The sequence below is a fragment of the Pseudomonas sp. genome, from assembly GCF_030684895.1.
GTDB lineage: Bacteria > Pseudomonadota > Gammaproteobacteria > Pseudomonadales > Pseudomonadaceae > Aquipseudomonas.
In genome coordinates, this window is the sequence record NZ_JAUXXP010000042.1 from 1 (window position 1) to 24834 (window position 24834).

24 protein-coding genes, 1 other RNA gene and 2 pseudogenes are annotated in these 24834 nt (G+C 59.0%); 12 read left to right on the top strand and 15 right to left on the bottom strand.

The annotated features are described in order from the left end of the window. Positions 1–137: 137 nt before the first annotated feature. The 3 genes from Q8M42_RS08455 to aceK form a co-directional block, all read right to left on the bottom strand. Complete coding sequence (locus tag Q8M42_RS08455) at positions 138–263, bottom strand: PA1414 family protein (protein WP_304865049.1); 126 nt, start codon at positions 261–263, stop codon at positions 138–140. Positions 264–362: 99 nt separating this feature from the next. Beyond that, positions 363–2402, bottom strand: a complete 2040-nt coding sequence (locus tag Q8M42_RS08460) for a TonB-dependent receptor (RefSeq protein WP_304865051.1) — start codon at positions 2400–2402, stop codon at positions 363–365. Positions 2403–2407: 5 nt separating this feature from the next. Further along, positions 2408–4138 (bottom strand): bifunctional isocitrate dehydrogenase kinase/phosphatase, encoded by a 1731-nt coding sequence (gene aceK / locus Q8M42_RS08465; protein WP_304865053.1) that lies wholly within the window; start codon positions 4136–4138, stop codon positions 2408–2410. Between the two features lie 200 nt (positions 4139–4338). Between aceK and Q8M42_RS08470 the strand changes: the two genes are divergently transcribed. Then, on the top strand, positions 4339–5235 hold the full coding sequence (locus Q8M42_RS08470) for a DMT family transporter (RefSeq protein ID WP_304865055.1): 897 nt from the start codon (positions 4339–4341) through the stop codon (positions 5233–5235). Positions 5236–5306: 71 nt separating this feature from the next. Here Q8M42_RS08470 and Q8M42_RS08475 read toward each other — a convergent pair whose 3' ends face one another. After that, positions 5307–5609, bottom strand: coding sequence for a DUF1883 domain-containing protein (locus Q8M42_RS08475; RefSeq protein WP_304865057.1), 303 nt, complete (start codon positions 5607–5609; stop codon positions 5307–5309). 156 nt (positions 5610–5765) lie between these two features. On the opposite strand from Q8M42_RS08475, the gene Q8M42_RS08480 reads away from it, so the two are divergent. The 4 genes from Q8M42_RS08480 (at position 5766) to Q8M42_RS08495 (ending at position 9456) form a co-directional block, all read left to right on the top strand. Then, positions 5766–6797, top strand: coding sequence for an RNA methyltransferase (locus Q8M42_RS08480; protein WP_304865059.1), 1032 nt, complete (start codon positions 5766–5768; stop codon positions 6795–6797). Between the two features lie 189 nt (positions 6798–6986). Then, positions 6987–7436, top strand: coding sequence for a MarR family winged helix-turn-helix transcriptional regulator (locus tag Q8M42_RS08485; protein ID WP_304865061.1), 450 nt, complete (start codon positions 6987–6989; stop codon positions 7434–7436). A 521-nt stretch (positions 7437–7957) separates the two neighbouring features. Further along, positions 7958–8386 carry an organic hydroperoxide resistance protein gene (locus Q8M42_RS08490; RefSeq protein ID WP_090256124.1) on the top strand — a complete coding sequence of 143 codons (429 nt, stop codon included), beginning with the start codon at positions 7958–7960 and terminating at the stop codon, positions 8384–8386. Positions 8387–8439: 53 nt separating this feature from the next. Beyond that, a complete protein-coding gene (locus tag Q8M42_RS08495; RefSeq protein ID WP_304865065.1) occupies positions 8440–9456 on the top strand; it encodes an alpha/beta hydrolase in 1017 nt (338 codons plus the stop codon). A gap of 55 nt (positions 9457–9511) precedes the next feature. On the opposite strand, the gene Q8M42_RS08500 is transcribed toward Q8M42_RS08495, so the two are convergent. Together Q8M42_RS08500 and Q8M42_RS08505 are read right to left on the bottom strand one after the other, a co-directional pair. Continuing rightward, positions 9512–9790 (bottom strand): putative quinol monooxygenase, encoded by a 279-nt coding sequence (locus Q8M42_RS08500; RefSeq protein WP_304865067.1) that lies wholly within the window; start codon positions 9788–9790, stop codon positions 9512–9514. 25 nt (positions 9791–9815) lie between these two features. Then, a complete protein-coding gene (locus Q8M42_RS08505; RefSeq protein ID WP_304865069.1) occupies positions 9816–10553 on the bottom strand; it encodes an SDR family oxidoreductase in 738 nt (245 codons plus the stop codon). A 299-nt stretch (positions 10554–10852) separates the two neighbouring features. Between Q8M42_RS08505 and Q8M42_RS08510 the strand changes: the two genes are divergently transcribed. Together Q8M42_RS08510 and Q8M42_RS08515 are read left to right on the top strand one after the other, a co-directional pair. Further along, positions 10853–11779, top strand: coding sequence for an AraC family transcriptional regulator (locus Q8M42_RS08510; protein WP_304865071.1), 927 nt, complete (start codon positions 10853–10855; stop codon positions 11777–11779). Between the two features lie 334 nt (positions 11780–12113). Next, positions 12114–12326, top strand: coding sequence for a cold-shock protein (locus Q8M42_RS08515; RefSeq protein WP_069516724.1), 213 nt, complete (start codon positions 12114–12116; stop codon positions 12324–12326). A gap of 74 nt (positions 12327–12400) precedes the next feature. Here Q8M42_RS08515 and Q8M42_RS08520 read toward each other — a convergent pair whose 3' ends face one another. The 4 genes from Q8M42_RS08520 to dnaX all read right to left on the bottom strand — a co-directional run bounded on the left by Q8M42_RS08520 (position 12401) and on the right by dnaX (position 16835). Further along, positions 12401–13549, bottom strand: a complete 1149-nt coding sequence (locus Q8M42_RS08520; RefSeq protein WP_304865076.1) for an acyl-CoA dehydrogenase family protein — start codon at positions 13547–13549, stop codon at positions 12401–12403. 108 nt (positions 13550–13657) lie between these two features. Then, positions 13658–14257: a recombination mediator RecR gene (gene recR / locus Q8M42_RS08525; RefSeq protein ID WP_304865078.1), complete on the bottom strand. Its 600-nt coding sequence runs from the start codon at positions 14255–14257 to the stop codon at positions 13658–13660. Positions 14258–14400: 143 nt separating this feature from the next. Beyond that, positions 14401–14727: a YbaB/EbfC family nucleoid-associated protein gene (locus tag Q8M42_RS08530; RefSeq protein WP_090385942.1), complete on the bottom strand. Its 327-nt coding sequence runs from the start codon at positions 14725–14727 to the stop codon at positions 14401–14403. Positions 14728–14744: 17 nt separating this feature from the next. Beyond that, complete coding sequence (gene dnaX / locus Q8M42_RS08535; protein WP_304865080.1) at positions 14745–16835, bottom strand: DNA polymerase III subunit gamma/tau; 2091 nt, start codon at positions 16833–16835, stop codon at positions 14745–14747. A gap of 462 nt (positions 16836–17297) precedes the next feature. Here dnaX and Q8M42_RS08540 point away from each other — a divergent pair, with 462 nt between their 5' ends. From Q8M42_RS08540 to istB, 4 genes and pseudogenes are all read left to right on the top strand, one after another. After that, positions 17298–17519, top strand: a complete 222-nt coding sequence (locus Q8M42_RS08540; RefSeq protein WP_090256116.1) for a hypothetical protein — start codon at positions 17298–17300, stop codon at positions 17517–17519. 70 nt (positions 17520–17589) lie between these two features. Continuing rightward, on the top strand, positions 17590–17877 hold the full coding sequence (locus Q8M42_RS08545; protein WP_304865083.1) for a DUF3509 domain-containing protein: 288 nt from the start codon (positions 17590–17592) through the stop codon (positions 17875–17877). Between the two features lie 307 nt (positions 17878–18184). Further along, positions 18185–19682, top strand: a pseudogene (gene istA, locus Q8M42_RS08550) (IS21 family transposase). Continuing rightward, positions 19675–20478 (top strand): IS21-like element helper ATPase IstB, encoded by an 804-nt coding sequence (gene istB, locus Q8M42_RS08555; RefSeq protein ID WP_304865085.1) that lies wholly within the window; start codon positions 19675–19677, stop codon positions 20476–20478. Before istA ends, istB begins: the two are co-directional and overlap by 8 nt. Positions 20479–20649: 171 nt before the next feature. Here istB and Q8M42_RS20955 read toward each other — a convergent pair whose 3' ends face one another. From Q8M42_RS20955 to Q8M42_RS20965, 4 genes and pseudogenes are all read right to left on the bottom strand, one after another. Next, a complete protein-coding gene (locus Q8M42_RS20955; protein ID WP_370692693.1) occupies positions 20650–20811 on the bottom strand; it encodes a DUF6538 domain-containing protein in 162 nt (53 codons plus the stop codon). An 80-nt stretch (positions 20812–20891) separates the two neighbouring features. Beyond that, positions 20892–20988, bottom strand: an RNA gene (gene ffs / locus Q8M42_RS08560) — signal recognition particle sRNA small type. A 100-nt stretch (positions 20989–21088) separates the two neighbouring features. Continuing rightward, on the bottom strand, positions 21089–21868 hold the full coding sequence (locus tag Q8M42_RS20960) for a methyl-accepting chemotaxis protein (RefSeq protein WP_370692694.1): 780 nt from the start codon (positions 21866–21868) through the stop codon (positions 21089–21091). Positions 21869–21946: 78 nt separating this feature from the next. After that, a pseudogene (locus Q8M42_RS20965) lies at positions 21947–22723 on the bottom strand (MCP four helix bundle domain-containing protein); the annotation flags it as partial. Positions 22724–22881: 158 nt separating this feature from the next. Between Q8M42_RS20965 and Q8M42_RS08570 the strand changes: the two are divergent. Continuing rightward, entirely contained in the window at positions 22882–23160 is a 279-nt protein-coding gene (locus Q8M42_RS08570) for an HU family DNA-binding protein (protein ID WP_275962727.1), read from the top strand. Positions 23161–23223: 63 nt separating this feature from the next. Here the strand turns inward: Q8M42_RS08570 and Q8M42_RS08575 are convergent, their stop codons facing one another. Then, positions 23224–24699 carry an IS66 family transposase gene (locus Q8M42_RS08575; protein WP_370692695.1) on the bottom strand — a complete coding sequence of 492 codons (1476 nt, stop codon included), beginning with the start codon at positions 24697–24699 and terminating at the stop codon, positions 23224–23226. Between the last annotated feature and the right edge of the window lie 135 nt (positions 24700–24834).

Genomic DNA, 24834 nt, shown 5'->3' on the forward strand with positions numbered 1-24834 from the left:
ACAACCACCAACGGTTGCTGAGTTCAATCGGCTATATCCCGCCTGCGGAGGCTGAGGCAAACTTCCACCAGCAACAAACAGGTCAGGCCATGGCGGCCTGACTTAAACGAAACGGCCTCCACAAAAGCCGGGGCGATTCAAGGGGGAACTGACTTGGAATCAGGCGCATTGCTGCGCACGGGAATGGGCTGCAGCTTTGGCCGCTCACACAAACCAAGGGCAACCAACAGATCAAGCAAGGCATTCTGCAACTTGGCACTCATAAAGTAGCCTCCAACCAAGGACATCGAATAGGTGATTGGACACCTTATTTCAGCCTAGTTCAGGCTGCTTGAACCTGCTGCCCTCTTCGTCGCAACACGCTAAAACAGCATACGCAAGCCGGCATACAGAGTGCGTCCCGGCCCCGGCTCGAAGTAGCGAGCGTTGCCGTCGTTAATGCGCAGGTTGTCAAAATACTCACGCCCCAGCAGGTTATCGACGCCCAAGTAGGGTTCCAGGCTTTGCTCGCCCAGCTGAAAACGCTTGCCGAGGCGCAGATTGAACACGGCATTACCGGGTGCAAACTGGCTATTGGCATCGTTGGCATACACCCGCGCCTGAGCCGTAACCCCAAGGCGCACATAAGCGCCTTGATGTTCATAAGCCAGTTCGCTAAACAAGGTTTGCCGTGGAATACCGGGGATGCGTTTGCCGGAAAAGTCGCCCGCCGTGGTTTGATAATCCTCAAAACGGTAGCGGTTGTAGGCATAGGCCGCAGACCAACGCCAGGCATCGGCAAGCTGCCAGTCCAGGCTCAGTTCCAGGCCATCGCGGCGCGACTGCCCGGCATTGCGATAGAAATTACGGCCAGGCTGGGTTGGCAGACTGAAGCCCACCAGCTCATCCTCCAGCTCAATTCGGTAAAGCGACAAACCATAACGCAGCGCAGGCCATTCGCCTTTGATACCCAGCTCGCGGCTGAACGCCCGAGCCGGCTGCAAGGCGCTGTTGAAGCCACCGCCTTGTGGGTTGCCTAGCTCGCTGATGGTGGGTGTTTCAAAGGAGCTGGCCAGCCGCGCATACAGCGATTGCTGCGGGGTAACGCGATAACTCAGGCCGGCGCTGTAGTTCCAATCTTCCAGGCTGCGCGAGCCTGAATCATCGCGGTTATCTACCAGATAACAATCATCCACCGCCAGCCGCACCTGGTCATAACGCAGCCCAAACGTGGCTTGCCACTGTTCGTTCAGGTCGATCTGATCTTCGATAAACAGCCCCTGGCTCAGCGCCGATTCATCCTGCTGCTGACGTGACTGCCCACGTTCGCCGAGCAGGTTGTCATAACGCCGACGATCATCACGCTGCGCTTCAAGGTCGAAACCTGTGGTAATCCTATGGGGTAGACCGATTAGCTCGCGGTGATGGCTGTACTGCCCGCCAACCCCGCTGAAGTAACGCTCGAATGTCGTCTGCCCACTGGTGGGGAACCCCAATCGATTACCAAATTCGCGGTGCCCCAGGTAACTGCGCAGCTGGTACTCATCGGCACCCGCCGCGTAGCCATCCCAGACCAGGCCCAGACGCTGCTGACGAATATATTCATCGGCATCGAAACGCAAGTTGTTCGGTACAGCCTGCCGGCGATCCGCCTTGACTTCGGCTGCGGTCAGACCACCTGGATCTTCGGCGCGGTTGTCGATGGCATTGAAGTTCAGGCGTAAACGCCCCGTCGGCGCATACCAGCGCAGCTTGCCGGTAAGGCTGTTGGTCTGCGCCCGGCTGTGCTGGCGATAGCCGTCGAGAACGGTGCTATTAAATGCCAGCAAACCGCCCAGGTTACCGTCGCTGCCGCCAATATCGCCGCGCACACGCTGATAACCCAGGCCTGCTGCGCTCAGATCCAATTGCATTGACGGGATGGCCGGCGGTTCGCGGGTTTCGATGGCCAGCACACCACCCGCGGCATTGCCGTACAGCACCGAAGCCGGGCCACGCAGCACTTCCATGCGCTCGACCAAGCCGAGGTCGAGGCCGTCGAGTTCGGTCTGGCCATCGGGCATGGTCAAGGGCACACCGTCGACCAGCACGCGAATACCGCGCACACCGAAATTACCACGCGCGCCAAAGCCACGAATTGCTGGGCGCAGGCCCTGAGCCAGGTTGTAGCGGTTGAGGCTGAACACGCCGGGCACGCGGGCCAGCAAAGTATCCAGCGCCAGGTTCTGATCACCAGGCGCAGCAGCGGTATCAATCACCGTCACTGCAGCCGGGATACTTAACCAGCGCGTGGTGCTGCGCGGCGAGGTGATCAGCAACGGCGCCAGTTCGACGGCAGTATCAGCAGATTCGGCAGCCGCAACAGCGGCGCTGTCCGCCAATAGCCCGATAGCGGCGGCAATAGCGCAGAACGACAGGCGCACTACGTTCAATACTCCTTGTCGGCCTGGTCCTTGCGCCGATAGGGAAAGACATCGATGACCTTGCCGGCGCGAATCGCCTGCTGCAGGCTTTTCCAGTAATCGGCGTCATACAGCTCGCCATGCAGCTCGTTGAACAGCTTGCGCTGCTGCATATCGGCAAACAGAAACGGCGGAAACTCTTCGGGGAACACATCCAGCGGCGCTACCGAGTACCAGGGCTCGGAAGACATTTCATCTTCTGGATAGCGCGCCTGAGGAATACGGCGGAAATTCGCCTCGGTCAGAAAGCAGATCTCGTCGTAGTCGTAGAACACCACACGACCGTGACGGGTCACGCCGAAGTTTTTCAGCAGCATATCGCCAGGGAAGATATTCGCCGCCGCCAGTTGTTTGATCGCCAAGCCGTAGTCATCCAACGCTTCACGCACTTGGGCTGCGCTGGCGCTTTCGACATACAGGTTGAGCGGGGTCATGCGTCGTTCGGTCCAGCAGTGGCGCACCAGCACGGTGTCGCCATTGACCTCGACGGTAGACGGCGCCACGTCCAACAGTTCAGCCAAGCACTCGGGATCGAACTTGCTTAATGGGAAACGGAAATCGGCAAACTCCTGGGTATCGGCCATGCGCCCTACCCGGTCGACAGTTTTCACCAGGCGGTACTTTTCGATCACCGTATTGCGGTCGACGTTCTTCGACGGCGAAAAGCGATCCTTGATGATCTTGAACACCGTGTTAAAGCCCGGCAGGGTAAACACGCTCATGACCATGCCGCGCACGCCGGGGGCCATGACAAACTTGTCATCGGTGGTCGCCAGGTGGTTGATCAGCGAACGGTAGAACTCCGATTTGCCGTGCTTGTAGAAACCGATCGAGGTGTACAGCTCGGCAATATGCTTGCCCGGCAGGATGCGCTTGAGAAAGCCGACAAACTCCGCCGGGTAGCCGACCCGCACCATGAAATAGGAACGGGTAAAGGAGAAGATGATCGACACTTCCGCTTCATCAGTGATCAACGCATCGATCTGGATACCCTGGCCTTCGCGGTGCAGCAGCGGAATCACCAGCGGCCATTGCTCATCGCGGGTGTAGATGCGTCCCACCAAGTAGGCGCCTTTGTTGCGGTACAGGCGCGAGGCGAACAGCTCGATACGCAGGTCAGGGTCCTTGCACACCCAATCCGGCAGGTTGGCGTGTAACTGTTTAAGCAGGCGCGACAGATCACGCTCGAGGTTTTCATAGCCAACTTCGAAGCTGAAATCCTCGAAAACCTGGCGCAGCGCCTGTTCGACATTGCCTTTGGGCTCGTACAGGCGGGTTTGCGGCGCACGTTCATTGACCCGCAGCGCCGGGCGCGTGGTGTGAATAAACATGCAGCCATCATTGATCTGGTCGTGGCTGAACAGCCCACAAAAGATCGAGTTGAACCAGGTTTCCGCCAATTCATCGTCGTAACGCAGGTCGATCAGGGCAATATAAGCCGACTTGACCAGCGGCCACTGCGCCACATCCAACAGCACTTCTGCGCTGTAAGCCTGGCCCAGGCTTGCGCTGACCGCGCTGACGCACTCTTCATAGAGGGCGATACGCGCCGCTGATGCCTGTTGGATTTCCTGCCACTGCGCCTGCTCGAAACGCACCCGCGCGCCATTGGTGATCTGTCGGAACTGCTCGCGGTAATCGTCGAAGCCTTCGAGTATAAGCGCGGCAATCGCGCTGGCCGGCCATTGCTGTGGCATAAACAAACCCCTGCGGATGAATGCGGACAATCCGCCGAGCTTATCCAGTGCCCGCGCCAAGTAAAAGCCGGCAAGTCCTGGATACGCGTTTATCTACCACGAAATATTGCCAATCAGCGGTTTTGAAGTGCATTTCGAATTGCCTTGGCGTACGCGCCCGGCAACACTGCTCGGCCTTTCTTACTGCTGTGGAGTCCGTTGTGCGCCCTGCCGACCTGATCCGTCTGCTGTTACTTGCTGCCATCTGGGGCGCAAGCTTTCTGTTTATGCGCATCGTCGCGCCGGTACTGGGCAGCATGCCGACGGCGTTTTTCCGCGCCAGCCTGGGCATGCTCGGCCTGCTGGTGATTCTGCTGCTGATGCGCGTGCGCTGGGATTTTCGCGGCAAGCTCAAACACTGCCTGATTCTCGGAGTGATCAACGCCGGCCTGCCCTCGGCCATGTATTGCATGGCCGCGCTGGTACTGCCCGCGGGCTATTCGGCGATTCTCAACGCCACCACGCCAATGATGGGCGTGCTGATCGGCATGCTGTTCTTTGCCGAAGCCATGACCTGGAGCAAAGCGGCTGGTGTGGCCATCGGCCTGTTTGGCGTGGCCGTACTGACTCGTACCGGCCCGGTGGAGTTTGATCTGCCGCTGCTCTGGGGCGCTGGCGCCTGCCTGGTGGCCACCGCCTGCTACGGTTTTGCCGGCTTTCTCACGCGGCGCTGGATCGGCCAACAAGGCGGACTGGATAACCGCCTGACCGCTTTCGCCAGTCTGTGTGGCGCCAGCCTGTTCCTTTTGCCTTTCTTCGGCGGCTCCCTGCTGATACAGCCACCTGCTAGCTGGGGCGGACTCGACGTCTGGCTGTCTCTGGCCGGGTTGGGCTTTATCTGCACCGCATTCGCCTACGTGCTGTACTTCCGCCTGCTCAGCGACATCGGCCCGATCAAGGCCAGCACCACCACCTTCCTCATCCCGCCATTCGGCGTGCTCTGGGGCGCATTGCTGCTGGATGAGCCACTGTCCTGGGCCTACCTGTATGGCGGCGTGCTGATTGCCATCGCGCTATGGCTGGTGGTGCGACCTAGCGCAACGGTCAAACCTACCTGATTCCCCCTGACACAAAAAAGCCCGCTCTTTCAGCGGGCTTTTGCTTTTGCGACTCCGGTTCAAACTCGGGATCAGCTCAGCCGCGAGGTCGACTTGCGCACGATCTTGATCGAATGTTTGAGCGTCGGTTTGCGCGTGACGCTGATAGCTTTGCGCGAGACCGTGTCGATGGTGATATTCCAGAAACCGCTGCTGGGCACGGTGATTTTGGCCGGGAAGGCGTCGAACGCGCCACCGTGGTAGGTGTGCCGGCCGCCATTCTTGAAGCTGCGGAAGTTGGCATCGCTCATCAGGCGAATGTTGCAGGTCTGCGAGCACTCGATCACGACGACGTCGTCTTCGTTGAGGTGTTCGCGCTGGTGTATAAATTTCATCTACCGCTCCGCACAGCTGGGTCAGGCCAATCAGGTTGCTAGTATGAGTGCCTGGCGCGGCTTGAGCAAAGGCTAAGCAGTTTTGCCTGCGCATCCGACGCTTGCCCGCCGCCGCACATACCACCGCAACCTGGCCGGTGGTAGCATGCGCGCCCCATGCATATTCACGACTTTCAGCAACGCCTCACAGATCTCGGTGCCAAGCCCATGCACATCGGGCGGATTACCCGTGCCTGGCTGCGCGGCATGCCGCTGGATACCGGTACGCGTAATCAGAAGACCGAGAACTTTCTGCCGCTGGCGGTGCGTAATGCCCTGCCGGAAATAAGCCTCGAACTCGATGGGCTAGCCCGCCTGAGTTCCGAGCACCCGGCCAGCGATGGCTCGGCGCGTTTGCTGGTGGAGCTGGCCGACAAGCAGATGGTAGAAAGCGTGCTGCTGCCGCGCGATGGTCTGTGCGTGTCCAGCCAGGTCGGTTGTGCGGTGGGCTGCGTGTTCTGCATGACCGGCAAGAGCGGCCTGCTGCGTCAGCTGAGCACCGCCGAGATCGTCGCTCAGGTGGCCTTGGCACGGCGCTTTCGCGCGGTGAAGAAAGTGGTGTTTATGGGCATGGGCGAGCCGGCGCATAACCTCGATAACGTGCTCGAAGCGATCAACCTCCTCGGCATCGAGGGCGGTATCGGCCAGCGCAACTTGGTGTTCTCCACCGTCGGCGATCCACGGGTGTTCGAGCGGTTGCCGCAGCAGCAGGTCAAGCCGGCCCTGGCGCTGTCGCTGCACACAACCGATGCCGAACTGCGCCAGACGCTGCTGCCGCGCGCGCCGTGTATCGATCCTGAAGAGCTGGTCGAGCTGGGCGAAACCTACGCGCGGCAGATCGATTATCCAATCCAGTACCAGTGGACGCTGCTCAAGGGCATCAACGACAGCCAGGAAGAAATGGACGGCATCCTGCGCTTGCTCAAGGGCAAGTACGCGATCATGAATCTGATCCCCTACAACAGCCTGGAAGCCGATGAGTTCCAGCGCCCTGATGGCGACCGCATCGTGCAGATCGTGCGTTACCTGCACAGCCGTGGCGTCCTGACCAAGGTGCGCAACTCGGCGGGTCAGGACATTGATGGCGGCTGCGGACAACTGCGTGCACGAGCAACCGAGCTGCTGGATCGGCGCAAAAGCCGTGCATAAGTGATGACTGCACTGTTGCGTCGCGGCGAAAGCCCCCTCCCGCGCTAAGTAAGCGCCATAAATGGCTCCCGGCCATTTTTTAAGCCTGGCGTTTGCCTGCGTAGGATGAACAACGCGAGCATTCAATTGGCATAACAGTAGTTAGCGCGATAAATTATCGCCATCTGTCTTGGACCGCTGGAGAACGCTATGAACACGCAAGACCCTTGCGCCGAACTGCTGCTCGATAACCAGCTGTGCTTTGCCCTGTATTCGACCTCGCTGCTGTTGACCAAGGTCTACAAGCCGCTGCTGCAGGAGCTCGGCCTGACCTACCCGCAGTACCTGGCGATGATGGTGCTCTGGGAAGGCGACGGCATCACCGTGGGCGACATCAGCAGCCGTCTGCTGACCGACCCTGGCTCCGTTACTCCGCTGCTCAAACGCCTGGAAGCCGAAGGCTTGCTCAAGCGCACCCGTAGCAGTGTCGACGAACGCGTGGTTGAACTGTTCCTCACCGACAAAGGCCGTGACCTGCGCGAACAGGCCAAGCGCATTCCCAGCTGCATCCTTACCGCCACCCAGCAATCCGCTGCGGAGCTCGGCGCCCTGAAAGCTGAGCTGGTCGCCCTGCGCAGCAGCCTGCAGCAAGCCGTGTAAGCTCCTGGGCGACAGACCTGTCGCCCGCCCCAGCGGTCTGGTTAAACAGATCGCGTCACGTATCACCCGTCATTTCCCCGCTCCGTACAATAATTTCGCCCTGCCGCCACGCTCAAAAAATCGCGCAATCGCCCGCCAATCCTCGCTTATGCCCGAATAAAGCAGCGCTTATCGCTAAATGATCAAAAATATATCTTGCGCACTAAATTAATGAGCACTAGAGTTCGCACCATGGAACTGATTAGCGCGCAAAACATTAGCGTGAAGCGTGAAAAGTCCACCAAAACCTGCAGTTGTCTTCACCCAACCCAACAACCTGACTGTCGTGGAGAACCGTTATGAACACCCTGATCGCTTTCACCGCCCTGCTCGCTCTTTCCGCCCCAGTTCTGGCTGACGACAGCCAGGCAGACGGCAAAGGCCTTTACCCAAACTGGCTGATCAGCCACGAAGGTTGATCGCCACCTGACACCGCAACGCTTTAAACCAACCAACCTAAACAGCTCCAGAGGATTACCACCATGTCGATTCAAACCATTGCTTACCGTGCCTACGCAGAAGCCACCGGCGGCCGTGACGGCCGTGCCATCTCCTCCGACGGCGTACTCGACGTCGCCCTGACCACCCCGAAAGAACTTGGCGGTGCAGGCGGTGCGGGCACTAACCCCGAGCAGCTGTTCGCTGCCGGCTACTCGGCCTGCTTTATTGGCGCGATGAAGTTCGTCGCTGGCCGCGACAAGCTGGCAATGCCGGCAGACGCCTCGATTGAAGGTGTAGTGGGCATCGGCGCGATCCCCAACGGTTTCGGCATCGAAGTCGAACTGCGCATCAGCCTGCCGGGCATGGACCGTGAGCAAGCGCAGACCCTGATCGAGCGTGCGCACATCGTCTGCCCTTACTCCAATGCTACCCGCGGCAATATCGACGTCACCCTGACGCTGCTCGACTAACCCACCACACATCCGGCCGCTGCCAGTCAGCGGCCCGCCCCAGGAGGCCGCACATGAACATCAAACACCGTTTGTCGATCGCCGTACTCGCCCTTGCCGTCAACAGCGCGTTTGCCGCTGGCAGCCCTGGGGTGGAGCACAATACCCAAGGCTTCCTCAATGCCCTCGCCGCTGGCGGTGGCACACCGCTGGAACAGATGACGCCCAAAGACGCCCGCGCCGTATTGGTCGGCGCGCAGGCTGGGGTCAAGGTCGATGTATCGGGCATTAAGGTGGTCGACAAGAGCATCGAGGTCGATGGCCAGTCGATCCAGCTCAAAGTCGTGCGCCCGGTCGATGCCCAGGGCACGCTGCCGGTCTTTATGTTCTTCCACGGTGGCGGCTGGGTGCTGGGCGATTACCCGACCCACGAACGCCTGATCCGTGACCTGGTGGTGGGCTCCGGTGCGGCGGCGGTGTATGTCGATTACACCCCGTCACCCGAAGCCAAGTACCCGACCGCGATCAACCAGGCTTACGCCGCAACCCAGTGGGTGGCGCAGAACGGCGCGCAGATTGGTGTCGACGGCAAACGCCTGGCAGTGGCCGGCAACAGTGTGGGCGGCAATATGGCCGCTGTGGTCAGCCTGATGGCCAAGGACAAAGGCACCCCGGCGATCAAGTTCCAGCTGCTGCTGTGGCCGGTCACAGACGCCAACTTCAACAACGCCTCCTATAACCAGTTCGCCGACGGTCACTTCCTCAGCAAGAGCCTGATGCAGTGGTTCTGGGATAACTACACCACCGACCCGAAACAGCGCGCCGAGATCTACGCCTCGCCGCTGCAGGCATCGGTTGAACAATTGCAAGGTCTGCCGTCGGCCCTGGTGCAAACCGCCGAGTTCGACGTGCTGCGTGATGAAGGCGAAGCCTACGCACGCAAGCTGGATACGGCTGGGGTCAACGTCACCTCCGTGCGCTACAACGGCATGATCCATGACTTCGGCCTGCTCAACGTGATCAGTCAGATCCCTGGCACGCAAAGCGCCATGCAGCAAGCCGCCGCCGCACTGAAAGCCAACCTCAAGTAACCCGCGTTACAACAAACCGCCTCGACACGCTTAGCGTGCCGGGGCGTTCTGTTGTTCAAGCGGCTTGGCATTGCAGGCTACGCAGTAGGCCTTGCTGCAAAACCTGATCGAGTGTCTGCTGCAACAGCGGCGCAGCGAAGAATGCCTGCAACGCCGCCGTCGATTGCCAGCGGCTCTGCAGCAGCCACTGCGCCGCATCATCCGGCAGCTGCTGCAGCTCAACCCCCAAGCAACCGGGAATGATTTGCATGGACTCAGCCAAACCATGCAGACACCCCCCCAACTGCTCGGCGCGTCCTGCCCTGGCATGCAGCACTGCGCTATGACTTAGCATCGACTTGCTCTCCAGACATGCAGACTCAATAAAGGCTGGCAGTCGGCCGCACGATCAGCTCGCTGACGTCGACATCCGCAGGCTGCTCAACTGCATAGGCGATGGCACGGGCAATCGCATCCGGGGTGATGGCAACCTTGCGAAAGGCCTTCATCGCTTCACGGCTCGACTCATCGGAAATGCTCTCGGCCAGCTCCGACTCGACCACGCCCGGCGATACCAGGGTCACGCGAATATCGCCGCCCACTTCCTGGCGCAAGCCTTCGGAGATGGCGCGCACCGCATATTTGGTCGCGCAGTACACCGCACCGGTCGGCACCACGCTGTAGGCGCCAATGGAAGCGATATTGACGAACTGACCGCTGCGCTGACGCTGCATCACCGGTAACGCGGCGGCGATGCCATGCAGCACGCCACGGATGTTCACGTCGATCATGCGGTTCCACTCATCTACCTTGAGCACATCCAAGCGAGACAGCGGCATGACCCCGGCGTTGTTGATCAGCACATCAATGCGGCCGTGCTGCGCCAGGGCGGCGTCGACAAACGCCTGAGTGTCGGCCTGGCTGGTCACGTCCAGGCGACGATAATTCGCGTTACCGCCTGCCTCACGGATCTCGCCGACCAACTGCTCCAGGCGCTCGGTACGCCGCGCGCCGAGCAACAGCCGCGCGCCCTTCTCGGCCAGCAATCGTGCGCAGGCCTCGCCGATACCGCTGCTGGCGCCGGTGATCAGAATGACTTTGTCTTGGATATTCAACATGGCCGAATCCTCTGCTGGTAAGCGGCAGGGGCTGCCGCGACAACAACAGATTCAATGAGATGGCGCATTCAGGGTTAGACGATTTCTGGCGAATTATTGCCTAAAGCTGCAACCCGTTAATTTGGTAAAACTTACCGAGCGCAGTCCATGAATAGCTCAATATTACACTGACAACCCATAAAGCCTGGCCGCTTGCCTAATGTTGGCGAATTATTGCCTGATCCTGCAGCACCTTATCTTCAGCGCAGACTTGCCTGAAAAACCGGGATAGTCTGCAACCAGCAGCAGGAGCCACGCCCATGACATCACCTATCAGTCCGTTAGCCCTCGACGACAACCTAGCATCGCGCCAGGCCGAACTGGCCGCCCTGATTCAGCGCCAATGCCCTGGGGATGGTCTGCATGGCAGCGCAATTGCCGGCCTTGATCTAGCCTGTGCGACCCAGCCCAGCCTGCCCGTGCCGACGCTGTACCGACCCTGCCTGTGCATCATTGCCCAGGGCCGCAAGGATGTGCGCCTTAGCGATGAGCAATACACCTATGACCCACTGAACTACCTGGTGGCCTCCGTCACCCTGCCGGTAACCGGCCAGGTAATTGGCGCAACCCCCGAGCAACCCTACCTGAGCCTGCGCCTGGAGATTGATCCGGCGCTGATCACCAGCCTGATCGCCGACATCGGCCCAATTGGCGTGCCCAACCCCGGACCACGTCGTGCGCTGTATCTGGATCGCCTGGATACTCAATTGCTCGACGCAGTGTTGCGCCTGCTGCGTCTGCTGGAAACCCCACGCGATATCGCCATGCTTGCGCCGTTGGCCCTGCGCGAGATTTTCTACCGGCTACTGCACAGTCCGCAGGGCCACCGGCTGCACGAAATCGCCATCGCTGACAGCCAGGGCCAGCGCATCAACCGCGCCATCGAATGGTTGAATCTGCATTTCGATCAACCCCTGCGCATCGAGGACTTGGCCCGCGAGGTCAACCTCAGCACCTCAACCCTGCACCACCGCTTCAAGGCCGTCACCGCTCTCAGTCCACTGCAGTACCAGAAGCAGCTACGTCTGCAGGAAGCGCGGCGCCTGATGCTCTGCGAAGGGCTGGAAGCGGCTTCAGCCAGTTACCGCGTCGGCTACGAAAGCCCGTCACAGTTCAGCCGCGAATACAGCCGCCTGTTCGGCGCGCCACCGCTGCGCGATCTGGCACGCTTACGCAGCTCGGCATAGCACGGCGAAAAGCAGATTGAAAGACAAACGCCCCGCCGCTTTTCTAGAGCGCCGGGGCGTTTTCCATGGGTCTGATTACAAGCTTTTCAGGTAAAACCAACCAAAATCCACTAGCAGCAACAGCATTTTTCAGATGTTTAACCGCCCTGCAGTCCAGGTAAATAGGGCCTTGCCGGGTTCTGAGCAGAGAAAAATATGAATAATTAACGTTAAACCCAACACTTCCCGTAAAAACGGCCTATTATGGCTGAGCTGACTTGTAGTTATCAGCAAAACCGCATAGGTGCTATGAGCACTCTGGCACCGCACTTCGTATCGATTTAAGAGACACACCATGGCAAATCGCGAAACTGGCACCGTCAAATGGTTCAACGATGAGAAAGGCTTCGGCTTCATTACCCCGACTAACGGCGGCGATGATCTCTTCGTTCACTTTAAAGCCATCCAAAGCGACGGTTTCAAAAGCCTGAAAGAAGGCCAGACTGTTACCTACGTGGCCGCTCGCGGTCAGAAAGGTATGCAAGCTGAAGAGGTACAGGTGGCTTAAGCCCCTGTCCTGCTTTAAAACAAACCCCGCGCTCGCGGGGTTTGTTTTGTCTGTCGTTTATAAACTTGGCTGTTCTATAAGCCCATCTGCTTGCTGATGATCTCGTTCATAATTTCACGCGAGCCACCACCAATCGACAAAATTCGGTTATCGCGGTATAGCCGCTCCACCAGGCTTTCGCGCATATAACCCATGCCCCCCATGATCTGCACCGCATCGTAGGTCAGTCGATCGGCAATATCAGTGGCAAAGTTCTTGGCCATGGATATTTCCTTGATCACGCTTTTACCCGCCGCCATCTTCGCCGCTTGCCGATAGGTAAAGTCGCGCGACACTTCAAGCTGGGTCGCCATTTCCGCCAGACGATGCTTAAGCACCTGGAACTTGCCAATAGGCTTGCCGAACGCTTCGCGCTCTTTGGCCCATTTCAATGCTTCTTCAAGCGCCAACTGCGCCGTCATATTGGCCATGATCGCCAGCGATAACCGCTCGCTCTGAAAGTTGGCCATGATGCAGGCGAAGCCCATGTTCTCTGCACCGATCAAGTTGCCTACCGGCACCCTGCAGTCGTCAAAGAACAACTCCGCCGTATCCGATGCCCACCAGCCCATTTTCTTCAGCTTGCGCCCCACGGTAAAACCAGGCGTACCCTTCTCTACCAGCAGCAGGCTGACGCCGCCATAGCCATCGCCGCCGGTACGCACGGCAACGGTGTAGTAATCCGCGCGCACGCCACTGGTGATAAAGGTTTTGCTGCCGCTGACGCGGTAGAAGTCGCCATCGCGCACCGCGCGGGTTTTCAGATTGGCCACATCCGAGCCACCGGACGGCTCGGTCACTGCCAACGCCATGATTTTTTCACCGGCCAGCACTTGCGGCACGATGCGCTCGCGCAGCTCCGGTTTGGCCCACTTCACCACCGGCGGCAAACCGATATCCAGCGAGCCGAGGCCTGCTACTAGACCGCCAGAACCTGAGCGCATCAACTCCTCGCTGGCCGCGACCTTGGCAAAAACATCGCCTGCATGACTGCCACCAAAAGCCTCCGGGTAGCCAATCCCGAGAATCCCCGCAGCACCGGCCTTGAGATAGAGCTCACGAGGAAACTCCTCGGCCTCTTCCCAATCATTGATATGCGGCAGAATTTCGCGCTCGACAAAGCGCCTGACCGAATCACGCACCAACTGATGGGATTCGTCGAAATATTCCTGAAAGGCAGACATGAGGTATTTCCACTGAGGTTTCAGGGAAATTACCAAGCGCTTGCTTGGCTTACAAGAAGAGGATTACGCCATGCATCAGGGCGATCAAGCCGCCGACAACTCGCGAGTCTAGAGCTGGATGGGCCGGCGCCCGGCAATCGAATGCGCCAGGGTGCCCCCATCAACCAACTCCAGCTCGCCCCCCAGCGGCATGCCGTGGGCAATGCGCGAGGCAATCAGGCCTTTGCCCGCCAGCAGCTGAGCGATGTAATGGGCGGTGGCCTCGCCTTCGACAGTCGGGTTGGTGGCCAGAATCACCTCGGTGAAACTGCCGACAGCAATCCGCGCCAATAGCTCGGGAATACCAATCGCTTCTGGGCCGAGACCGTCGAGCGGCGACAAATGCCCCTTGAGCACAAAGTAGCGCCCGCGAAACCCGGTGTGCTCGACCGCATACACATCCATCGGCCCCTCAACCACACACAGCAGGCTGTCGTCGCGCCGCGGATCCAGACACAACTGGCACACCTCGTCCTCGCTCAGGCTGCGGCACTGCTTGCAGTGGCCGACCCCTTCCATCGCCTGCGTCAGCGCCTGAGCCAGGCGCAAGGCACCGGAGCGATCCCGCTCAAGCATCTGCAAGGCCATACGCTGAGCAGTCTTTTGCCCAACGCCGGGAAGAATGCGCAGGGAATCGATCAGGTGGCGGATCAGCGGACTGAAGCTCATGGGAAATACTCGATGACTAGTAACGCTTACCAACAAAACCCGACAGGGCTATTGGGCCCTGACAGATCAAAGCTCAGGCAGGCGCGGGCTGAGGATACCCACACCTGCTTGCAGCGCAGCCATGTGCGCCGACCCGATGCTTTTTAGAACGGCATTTTGAAGCCTGGTGGCAACTGCATGCCGGCAGTCATACCGGACATCTTGTCCTGGCTGTTCTGCTCGACCTTGCGCACGGCATCGTTGACCGCTGCTGCGATCAGGTCTTCAAGGATTTCCTTGTCTTCCTGCATCAGACTGTCATCCAGGCTGACACGCTTGACGTCGTGACGGCCAGTCATGACCACGCTGACCAGCCCAGCACCGGATTGACCGGTTACTTCGGCGTTTGCCAGCTCTTCCTGCATCTTCTGCATTTTTTCCTGCATTTGCTGAGCCTGCTTCATCAGGCCGGCCATGCCACCTTTCATCATGGTGTAAGTCCTCGTAATTAGGGGTTAACGGGAGTATCCAGGGGTTCAATGCTGTCTGCGCGGATAACCGCGGCAAACTGTTGAATCATTTGTTGAATAACCGGGTCCTGATGGATCGAGGCCTCGGCCTCGCGCTGGCGATTGGCGCGCTTACTCGCCGCCGCCTGCGCCGGCGTCTCCTGCTCAGGTTTGCACAGTTCGATCAATACCTTGAGCTCACGCCCGTGAAACTGATTGAGCGCATCATTCAGGCGCCGCTGCTGGGTTGGGTTGAACAGCGCCGAATGCGCAGGGTCCAGGTGCAGCAACCAGTTATCGCCCTCAACGCTGATCAATGTGCAGTTGGCGCCGATGCTGCCGGTCATCCCGGACAAACCGAGCTTCGGGAACAACTCCAGCCAGTCAGCCGCCAGCCCGGTTGCCGGCTGCGCGGCCGGCAAGACTTCAGGCTCGCTGGATGCCGCACGCTCGACTGCATCAAAATCATAATCAAACGATTCGGCGTCCATCTCAACATAGTCGTAGTCGCCCAACGGCGGCTCATCGTCATCCGCATCAGCCAGCGGCACAGGCTCGGCCGGCTGCGATTCAAGCACTGCGGGCGGCACCGCATCAGGAATAACTTCTGGAGCAATAGTCGCGACAGGCTCAGCCACCTCAGCAACCGGCGCCTGAACCTGCTCTTCCCAGGGCAAATCAACAACAGCGGCGGCAGGTGCAGGTGCAGGTGCAGGTGCAGGTGCAGGTGCAGGTGCAGGTGCAATTTCGACCGGCGAAGGCTGCCCCGCAACTACTTCGACCACCTCCGGCTCTACTTGCACGTGCGACATAACGGCAGCCGGCATCTCAGGCGCGGCAGCGGCAGCTTCTATAACAGAAGCCGGCTGTGGCGCAGGAGAAGCCGCAACAGGCGCGCTGACCGGTGCCGCTATAGCCGCACCGGCCACTGGGTTGGTCGAAGGATCAGCAGTGGCCTGACTAATCCCCAGCGGCTTTAGCGCCACCCTCGGCGCATCGTGGGTATCCGCCGGGCGGAAGGCCAACATACGCAACAGCACCATCTCGAAGCCGCTGCGCGGGTCAGGCGACAACGGCAGATCGCGGCGCCCTATCAAGCCCATCTGATAATAGAACTGCACGTCCTCGCTGGGCAGAACCCGAGCCAACTCAAGCACCCGCTCACGATCACCCTGGCCGTTATCCACCACTTCGGGCAGCGCCTGGGCAATGGCCACCCGGTGCAGCACATTGAGCATCTCGGACAATACGCCATTCCAGTCCGGCCCCTGCTCAGCCAGATGCCGTACAGCCTCAATCAAAGCGCGCGTATCACCCTCCAGCAGGGCATGCAACACTCCATAGACCTGGCCATGGTCGAGCGTACCGAGCATGGCGCGCACATCGGCGGCCAGCACCTTACCCTCACCAAAAGCAATTGCCTGATCGGTCAAACTCATCGCGTCGCGCATCGAGCCATCGGCCGCGCGCCCGAGCAACCAAAGCGCGTCATTTTCAAACGGAATGTTTTCCGCTGCCAGAACATGGGTGAGGTGATCAACCACCCGCTCCGGCGGCATATTCTTCAGTGAGAACTGCAAGCAGCGCGACAACACGGTGACCGGCAGCTTCTGCGGGTCAGTGGTCGCCAGGAGGAATTTGACGTGGGGCGGCGGCTCTTCCAGGGTCTTCAACAGCGCGTTGAAGGAACTGGTGGAAAGCATGTGTACTTCGTCGATCAGGTAGACCTTGAAGCGTCCACGGCTCGGCGAGTACTGCACGTTGTCGAGCAGCTCGCGGGTGTCTTCAACCTTGGTGCGGCTGGCAGCATCGACTTCGATCAGATCGATAAAACGCCCCTCATCAATCTCTTTGCAAATCGAGCAAACACCGCAAGGGGTCGAGCTGATGCCAGTTTCGCAATTCAGGCACTTGGCAATAATCCGCGCAATCGTGGTCTTGCCTACACCACGGGTGCCCGTGAACAAATAGGCATGGTGCAGACGCTGGCTATCGAGCGCATTGATCAGCGCCTTGAGCACATGCGTCTGGCCAACCATTTCGTTGAACGAGCGCGGACGCCACTTGCGTGCAAGAACCTGATAACTCATCGAAACCCGTCACGAGAGGAAAGCAAAAGTGGGGCTAATCCTAACGGAGCATGGGGCAAATTGCATCCGATGCGCAGCCCACTAATGGCCAGCCTGCAGCATTGCCTACAAATAAACTGGCGAAAAATTAACCAGGCAGGTATCATCCGCCCTGTTCGTACCACGCTGTAAGTCAATCAGGCCTTTTGGCCCCCTCGATGGTTTCCAGGTAAGAGCGCATCACCCAAGGGTAATGCCGCACAGCTCTAACCCATATCCCAACCTGCTGACTGATCTGGCCGTCCCGCGCAAGCGCCGACTCAAGCCCGCCTCCGAAGTACCGACCCGCACAGCGTAACCACTATGGGAACTTGTGCGCGCAGTCCCGCTCCTATCTGCACATGCAATCGACCACTTAAGTCGACAGCCTGGAGCTTTATTTAGCGCAATGACGCGCCTGCTGTTTTAGGAAATACCAAAAAAATGAATACTCAACACCAAATTCAGGATGCTATTCGCACCCTCTCTAGTGCATTTGCACCGTTTGATTGCCGCATCCTGGCCGCCCGCAAAGGCAGCTTCAGCTTCACCATCGTCAACGATGCTGGCATCGCCAAGCACAGCCAGCGCCTGTACCCCGGCCAGTACAGCGGCGCCCACCTGGAACAGGTCATCGAGCGCGCCCGGCAGTCACTGACTGCCTGATTAACGAGGTCCGCGAACCATCGAGCATCTTCGGGGTCTGAAGCTATCACCCTCAGGATGGAGCATGGTCATGGACAACATTAACCGCGAACTCGTTGAACAACTGTTTGCCCCGCTGCGCGCTACATTCAGCCCACCCCGCCCCGATGGCGGGGTTGTTCTCTCTTTGCTGGATGCCAGCGACTCCACCGCATACAGCCGCGTACTCAGCACAGCCCAGCGCACCGACCCGCAAGCCTTCGCCCAAAGCCTGGAAGACATCCGCCTGGAACTTGCCATGCGCTCCGGCAGCATTCCAGCGGATATGCGCAAAGCACTGAAGGAACAGGACAGCGTGCTTAGCTACCACACAAGTTAAGACCATTCAGCGCCCTGGCCGTCAGCAGGGCCGCTTACTTTGAAATTCCGACTCAACTGCATCAACGCGTGAAAACCATTCAACAAACGAGCTTTATTCGGCCAACCGCGCAAGCCAGGGCATCAGCAGTCCAGCCAATCAGGTTTCGAAAGCAATGGACCACAATCACACCAAGCGCGAATGCCTAACATGTGTTGCCGCTGACCGAAAACTGACCCAGTAGAGGCTGTTCTGCCGACTGAAAACTGACCCAGGTATTCAACTGCTTCTGCTCAATTTTTGAGCAGGAGAACACAGAGTGATCAGTATGGAAATGATGGGCAAAATTCGCCGGATGTATTTCCGCGACAAGCTGTCGCTGCATGAGATAACCAAGCGTACCGGGTTAGCGCGCAACACCATCCGCAAGTGGGTCAGGGCGCCGGAGGCGAAGCAGCCGGTGTACCAGCGCCGCGCGATCTTCAACAAACTCAGCCCTTTTCACGCCACGCTTGAGCAGGCGCTAAAAGCCGATTCGCTGCGTCCCAAGCAACAGCGGCGCAGTGCCAAGGCGCTGTTGGCACAAATCAAAGACAAGGGTTACGCCGGTGGCTACAGCCAGCTCACCGCGCTTCTCCGTGCGTGGCGCGGGGGCAGGGCAAGGCATTGCAGGCCTTTGTGCCGCTGAGTTTTGCGCTGGGTGAGGCGTTTCAGTTCGACTGGAGCGAAGAGGGCTTGCTGGTCGGCGGCATTTACCGGCGCATGCAGGTGTCGCACCTGAAGCTGTGCGCGAGCCGTGCCTTCTGGCTGGTGGCTTATCCGAGCCAAGGTCACGAGATGCTGTTCGACGCGCATACGCGCTCGTTCAGCGCCTTAGGCGGCGTGCCACGCCGAGGCATTTACGACAACATGAAGACGGCCGTCGACAAGGTCAACAAGGGCAAAGGCCGCACGGTGAATGCGCGCTTCGCGGTGATGTGCGCGCACTACCTGTTCGATCCGGATTTCTGCAACGTCGCCTCAGGTTGGGAAAAGGGCATCGTCGAAAAGAACGTGCAGGACAGTCGCAGGCGTATCTGGCTGGACGCCCAAGACCGCCAATTCCACTCCTTCGAGGAACTCAATGCCTGGCTCGGGCAGCGCTGCCGCGCGCTCTGGAGCGAGCTGCCGCACCCGCAATACAGCGGGCTCAGTGTGCCGAGGTGCTGGAGTTGGAGCGCGCCGAACTGATGCCCATGCCCGCGCCCTTCGACGGTTACGTCGAGCGTGCGGCGCGGGTTTCCAGCACCTGCCTGGTCAGCATGGGACGAAACCGCTACTCGGTACCCTGTGAGTACGCCGGCAAGTGGCTCAGTTGCCGCCTGTATCCGACGCGGATCGAGGTGGTAGCTGATGACGTATTGATTGCCAGCCACGCGCGCTTGCTGGATCGCGACCAGGTCAACTATGACTGGCAGCACTACATCCCGCTGATCGAGCGCAAGCCGGGCGCACTGCGCAATGGCGCTCCTTTTGCGGATCTGCCAACACCACTGCGGCAACTCAAGCACGGTCTGACACGGCATGCTGGCGGTGACCGGATCATGGCGCAAGTCCTGGCTGCCGTTCCCGTCGCCGGACTCGATGCCGTGTTGGTGGCCGTTGAACTGGTACTCGAAGCCGGCACCCTGAGCGCTGAACACATCCTGAATGTCGTGGCGCGGCTGACAGCGGCCGAGCCGCCGCCCTCCGTCGAGACTCACTTGCAGCTCAAGGAAGCGCCTGTCGCGAACACGGCGCGCTACGACCGTTTACGCGGCAGCGTCGAGGAGATCCGTCATGCGTGATCTCATGGCAGAACTCAAAGAGCTGCGCCTGCACGGCATGGCCAATGCTTGGGCGGACTTGACGGCGCAGGGTGAGTCGGCCCTAGCCTCCTCGAAATGGTTGCTCGAACACCTGCTGCAACAGGAGCATGCGGATCGGGCCATGCGCTCGGTGAGCCATCAAATGAACATGGCCAAGCTGCCCATGCACCGTGACCTGGCTGGTTTCGACTTCAGCACCTCCAGCGCCGACGCACGGCTGATCAGGGAACTGGCCAGCCTGGCCTTCACCGACACGGCACAGAACGTGGTACTTATCGGCGGGCCGGGCACCGGCAAGACCCACCTGGCCACCGCGCTAGCCGTGTCCGGCATCACCCTGCACGGCAAGCGCGTGCGCTTCTACTCCACGGTTAACCTGGTCAATCTGCTGGAGCGCGAGAAGTATGACGGCAAAGCCGGGCGCATCGCCCAAGCACTGCTGCGCATGGACGCGGTCATCCTCGATGAGCTGGGCTATCTGCCGTTCAGTCAGGCCGGCGGTGCCCTGCTGTTTCACTTGCTGTCCAAGCTTTACGAGCACACCAGCGTGGTTATCACGACCAACCTGAGCTTCGCAGAATGGTCGAGCGTGTTCGGCGACGCCAAGATGACCACAGCCTTGCTGGATCGGCTTACGCACCACTGCCACATCGTCGAAACGGGCAACGAGTCCTACCGCCTGCAACACAGCAGCTTGGCGGCTCAGGCAAAGATCAAATCACGGGAGCGAAAACGCAAGGACGATCAGAAGCCGGTGGACGAGGAACCGTTTTGATTTTAGGGAAAGGATGGCCTGCTGCATGACTGGATGTGGCAGGTCATCAAAAACTGAACTGGGCTATCGAAGGAGGGGGTTCAAAAGCAGCTGCGCTGATAGACTTATCCACAGTTGCTGGTAGCGAGATCAGCAATCCGCCCTGGGTCAAATTTCAATCGGCAGGGTGGGTCAATTTTCCAGCAGTGCCAACACTTCACGTCTGCAGCGGGTCTGAAGAGAGCGCCGTATCTCCCTGCGATGAAACAACGGGCGAATGACGTCAGGCACCACAGTTCGGAAGTAATAGACCGAGTGGCGAGATAACAGGAGGTAGGTTGGGACGGTCGACACGGTTGTATCACTCCTTGTACCACCGCGTGGTTTTGAGTGAAAAACCTTTATAAATCAACCAGATACAAGACTGGAGGCAACCCCGCCAGCCACACCTCGGCACACAATGTCACCGCTGCGGCTGCTCCCTTCCAGGCCTGACCGGGTTCACGGCTGATCGTTGCGAGGGGACCGACAGGGCCACCATAACGCAGCTCGCAGGAAGCGAGCCGCGCCATTGTACCGGCTTGAATCGAAGTTACAACCGTTTCAAACACTTAGCCTATCAAAACGCACACTACACACGAAACCGACCAACCAGCTTGCTCAAACCATGCGACAACTCAGATAGACGCTGGCTGGCCTGGGCACTCTGCTCGGAGGTTTGCGCCGCCTCATTGGACAAATCACGAATGTCGCTGATATTGCGTGCAATCTCTTCAGTCACGCTGCTCTGCTCTTCGCATGCTGTTGCGATCTGCGCAGTCATATCATTGATACGCTGCACAGAGTCACTGGTATCAGTAAGCGCCTGATCCACTCCCGCCGCCTGCTCGACACTTTGCCTTGCCTTGCTGCTCCCCGAATGGGTGGCTTTAACGGCATTCTGCACACCGATCTGCAAGCGCTCGATCATCACCTGAATATCCTTGGTCGACTCCTGCGTACGCGCAGCTAATGCACGCACCTCATCAGCCACAACCGCAAAGCCGCGCCCTTGCTCTCCGGCACGGGCAGCCTCAATGGCCGCATTTAGTGCCAGCAAGTTGGTTTGCTCTGCAATACCCCTGATAACAGCCAATACCGCACCGATGTTGGCGGCCTCTTGCTCAAGGGTCTGAATGGTTGCCGACGCACTTTCCACTTCTTGCGCTAACTGGCGAATCGAGTTGATCGTGGCGCCTACCACTTGTGCGCCCTCTCGTGACTGGGCTTCAGCACTACGCGCAGCATCAGCTGCATTTTGCGCATTACGTGCTACTTCATGTACAGCAGAGCTCATTTCCGTTGCAGCAGTGCTTACCTGATCGACTGCCGCATGCTCACTACTAATCAATCGGTCATTGGCAGCAGCCATACCTGCCAGACTTTGCGCAGAACTTTCGACCTCCCCCGTAACCCGCCCGACCTCCTTGATCAATGGCTGCAATTTATCAAGAAAGCGATTGAACGCATGACTGAGCTTTCCCAGCTCATCGTTGGACAGGACATCCAGACGAACCCGTAGATCGCCATCACCATCAGCAATCTGCTCAATACGATTAAGCAAATTATGCAAAGGCCCAGTGACTAGAATTGGAAAACCAACCACCAGCACAAGGCAAACACCCAAGCCGATGGCAATAATCACGCCTTGCTGCCAGCTCAAGGTTTCACCCAGCTTAATAGCCGCCAACCCTTCAGCATTAGCCGCCGAATCATCCATCTCGCCCAGCTTGTCGATAGCAGTACGCATCGCCTCAAACTGCTCTTCACTGCCGCCAAAGCTCAACACACTGGCTGCTTGCGGATCACTAGACGCCAACTGCAAGACCTTTTGCGAAGTGGCCTTCCACCGCTCAAAACCCACGTCGAACTGCGCGACCAATTGCATCGCTTCACTACCAGGCTGCATATCCGCGAATTTATGGACGCGGTCATAAGCCTGCTGCAGATTTTCTGCATGCGTGGCAGTCAACGCCTCGGCACGCCCACCTACCGCCTCATCAAGCAAGCTGCGCTCAGCAACAAAAGCCTGATAAAGATCACGATCAGCATTCAGTAGCAAACTAATGCCTGGCAAGAATCGATTTGTCAGTTTCGTACTTGAGTCTGCAACCTGAGTGATGCCTCGCATCCCCAGAACCCCCATAGAAACCAATAAAACCGCCAGCAGCATAATCGGCAGCGCAATTTTCCAACGAAACCCTAAATCAGCGAAGGCACGAAGCATGCTGGCTCTCCAGGACAATGGCCAAGTAGCATCAGCATAGACCAGCGATGGCAGAGCGATATAAAGCTCCACCCCTGCGACGCCTCATTTCAACGGCTTATGGCACACTTGCAGCACGACCTCTATCACCCCCCATATCCAAACCAAGGAGCAGCACCATGGCGATGACCAAAGACCAACTGATCAGCGATATTGCAGAAGCCATAGACACACCGAAAAATACCGTACGCGCCGCACTCGAACAGTTGAGTGAAATCGTCAGCGACGCACTGGAAAACAATGACGAAATAACGCTACCGGGGATTGGTAAATTCAAAGTGAGCGAACGCCCAGCCCGCACTGGTCGCAACCCTCAAACGGGTCAGGCTTTGCAGATTGCAGCAAAGAAAGTCGTTAAATATGTGCCGGCAAAAGCACTGAGCGACGCAATAAACTGAGTATTCTGGCGCGCTCATACGTAAGCGCTCCATAAACCACGTCCGCCAGGACAAGGTCTGCTTTCAGGAGGCTAAGGCTGGCGAGCAGTTCCATGGCAGCAGCGCTTCGTAGTCTTCGATGCTGTTGACCAGCGGCAGGCGTTCGAGGACATGGCGCAGCCAGGCGTAGGGCTCCTGCCCGTTGGCCTTGGCGGTTTCGATCAGGCTGTAGATTTGCGCACTGGCGGTCGCGCCCTTGGGCGTGTCGCTGAACAGCCAGTTCTTGCGCCCGATGACGAAGGGCCGGATGGCGCGCTCGGCGGCGTTGTTGTCGATCGGCAGATGTCCGCCTTCGATGTAGCGCACCAGCCGACTCCAGTTGCTGGCCAGGTAGCTCAACGCTTTGCCCAAGGCGTTCTGTGCAGTGACCTGCGGCTGAGTTTTCTCCAGCCAGCTTTGCAGTTGGGCCAGGATTGGCTGGCTGTGCTGCTGACGACCCTGATGACGTTGCTCGACGCTGGCGTCCTTGAGGTCACGTTCGATGATGTACAGCTTGTTGATCAGGTTCAGCGCCACATCGGCACGCCCGGTTTTGCCCTTGGGCTGCACCTTCTGCGCTTCGACGAATTTGCGCCGGGCATGCGCCCAGCAGGCCAAGCGCTCAACACCCGCCTGTGCGGCCACGGCGTTGTAGCCAGCGTAGTAGTCGGTCATCAAATAACCGCGATAGCCGGCAAGCAGGCGCAGAGGGATCCCCTGCGCACGGCTGGTTGTGTAGTCAAAGAGGATCACCGGTTTGTCCGGCGGGCCACCGGTTTGCACCCACATCCAGGATTGGCTGCTGGGGTCGCGCCCCGGCTCCTTGAGCACCTGCACACGGGTTTCGTCGCAGTGGATTACCCGGCTGTCCAGCAGCTTGTCACGCATCAGGTTGAGCAAGGGTTGCAGGTGCGCACCGGACTGGATTACCCAGCGCGCCAGGGTTTGCCGAGGGATATCAATTCCGTGGCGGCTGAGCATCTTTTCGAAGCGGTAAAGCGGGATGCCGTCGGCGTACTTGGTGGTCAGCAGCATCGCCAATACGCTGGGGCTGGCCGGGCTTTTCTCGATCAGTTGCGCCGGCTTGTCGGCTCTGACCGGAGCCGCTTCGCAACCCTTGCAGGCGTAGGTCTTGCGGATGTGACGGATCACCTGAACCCGCATCGGGATGATTTCCAGCTGCTCGCTGGTCTCTTCGCCAATGGCCTGCTTGCGGCAACCGCAGGCGCAGGTCAGTTCGTGCTCGGGCAGTTCATGGATGACCTCGACGCGCGGCAGCTCGGCTGGCAGCGGCTTACGCTTGCCACGACGTTTGGCCGGCGCGACGACTTCTTCCTCAACCTCAGCGACCGGAGTTTCAGGCACCGCTTCGGCGAGGCTTTCGGCCTCGTTGAAGAACTCCAGCTGCGGTGAGACGGGATCGGTGGTCTGCTCGGACTTGCGGCCGAATAGGCGTTGGATCAGCAGCGCGTTCTGTTCACGAAGGTACTCGATCTGCCCGTCTTTCTCCGACACCTGAATCGCCCCTAGTTTCGTAGACACCTCCATGCCTCATAATACGGCCCATTAGGAGGTGCCATGAGCAACCCGCGTTATCCCGAAGAATTCAAAATTGAAGCTGTCAAACAGGTGACCGAACGCGGTCTTCCTATAGCT

Excerpts from the sequence above, each read along its gene's own strand:
- Q8M42_RS08455 (WP_304865049.1), bottom strand. The coding sequence starts at position 263 with ATGAGTGCCAAGTTGCAGAATGCCTTGCTTGATCTGTTGGTTGCCCTT.
- aceK (WP_304865053.1), bottom strand. The coding sequence starts at position 4,138 with ATGCCACAGCAATGGCCGGCCAGCGCGATTGCCGCGCTTATACTCGAA.
- Q8M42_RS08475 (WP_304865057.1), bottom strand. The coding sequence starts at position 5,609 with ATGAAATTTATACACCAGCGCGAACACCTCAACGAAGACGACGTCGTC.
- Q8M42_RS08480 (WP_304865059.1), top strand. The coding sequence starts at position 5,766 with ATGCATATTCACGACTTTCAGCAACGCCTCACAGATCTCGGTGCCAAG.
- Q8M42_RS08485 (WP_304865061.1), top strand. The coding sequence starts at position 6,987 with ATGAACACGCAAGACCCTTGCGCCGAACTGCTGCTCGATAACCAGCTG.
- Q8M42_RS08490 (WP_090256124.1), top strand. The coding sequence starts at position 7,958 with ATGTCGATTCAAACCATTGCTTACCGTGCCTACGCAGAAGCCACCGGC.
- Q8M42_RS08495 (WP_304865065.1), top strand. The coding sequence starts at position 8,440 with ATGAACATCAAACACCGTTTGTCGATCGCCGTACTCGCCCTTGCCGTC.
- Q8M42_RS08500 (WP_304865067.1), bottom strand. The coding sequence starts at position 9,790 with ATGCTAAGTCATAGCGCAGTGCTGCATGCCAGGGCAGGACGCGCCGAG.
- Q8M42_RS08505 (WP_304865069.1), bottom strand. The coding sequence starts at position 10,553 with ATGTTGAATATCCAAGACAAAGTCATTCTGATCACCGGCGCCAGCAGC.
- Q8M42_RS08510 (WP_304865071.1), top strand. The coding sequence starts at position 10,853 with ATGACATCACCTATCAGTCCGTTAGCCCTCGACGACAACCTAGCATCG.
- Q8M42_RS08515 (WP_069516724.1), top strand. The coding sequence starts at position 12,114 with ATGGCAAATCGCGAAACTGGCACCGTCAAATGGTTCAACGATGAGAAA.
- Q8M42_RS08520 (WP_304865076.1), bottom strand. The coding sequence starts at position 13,549 with ATGTCTGCCTTTCAGGAATATTTCGACGAATCCCATCAGTTGGTGCGT.
- recR (WP_304865078.1), bottom strand. The coding sequence starts at position 14,257 with ATGAGCTTCAGTCCGCTGATCCGCCACCTGATCGATTCCCTGCGCATT.
- Q8M42_RS08530 (WP_090385942.1), bottom strand. The coding sequence starts at position 14,727 with ATGATGAAAGGTGGCATGGCCGGCCTGATGAAGCAGGCTCAGCAAATG.
- dnaX (WP_304865080.1), bottom strand. The coding sequence starts at position 16,835 with ATGAGTTATCAGGTTCTTGCACGCAAGTGGCGTCCGCGCTCGTTCAAC.
- Q8M42_RS08540 (WP_090256116.1), top strand. The coding sequence starts at position 17,298 with ATGAATACTCAACACCAAATTCAGGATGCTATTCGCACCCTCTCTAGT.
- Q8M42_RS08545 (WP_304865083.1), top strand. The coding sequence starts at position 17,590 with ATGGACAACATTAACCGCGAACTCGTTGAACAACTGTTTGCCCCGCTG.
- istB (WP_304865085.1), top strand. The coding sequence starts at position 19,675 with ATGCGTGATCTCATGGCAGAACTCAAAGAGCTGCGCCTGCACGGCATG.
- Q8M42_RS20960 (WP_370692694.1), bottom strand. The coding sequence starts at position 21,868 with ATGGCTGCTGCCAATGACCGATTGATTAGTAGTGAGCATGCGGCAGTC.
- Q8M42_RS08570 (WP_275962727.1), top strand. The coding sequence starts at position 22,882 with ATGGCGATGACCAAAGACCAACTGATCAGCGATATTGCAGAAGCCATA.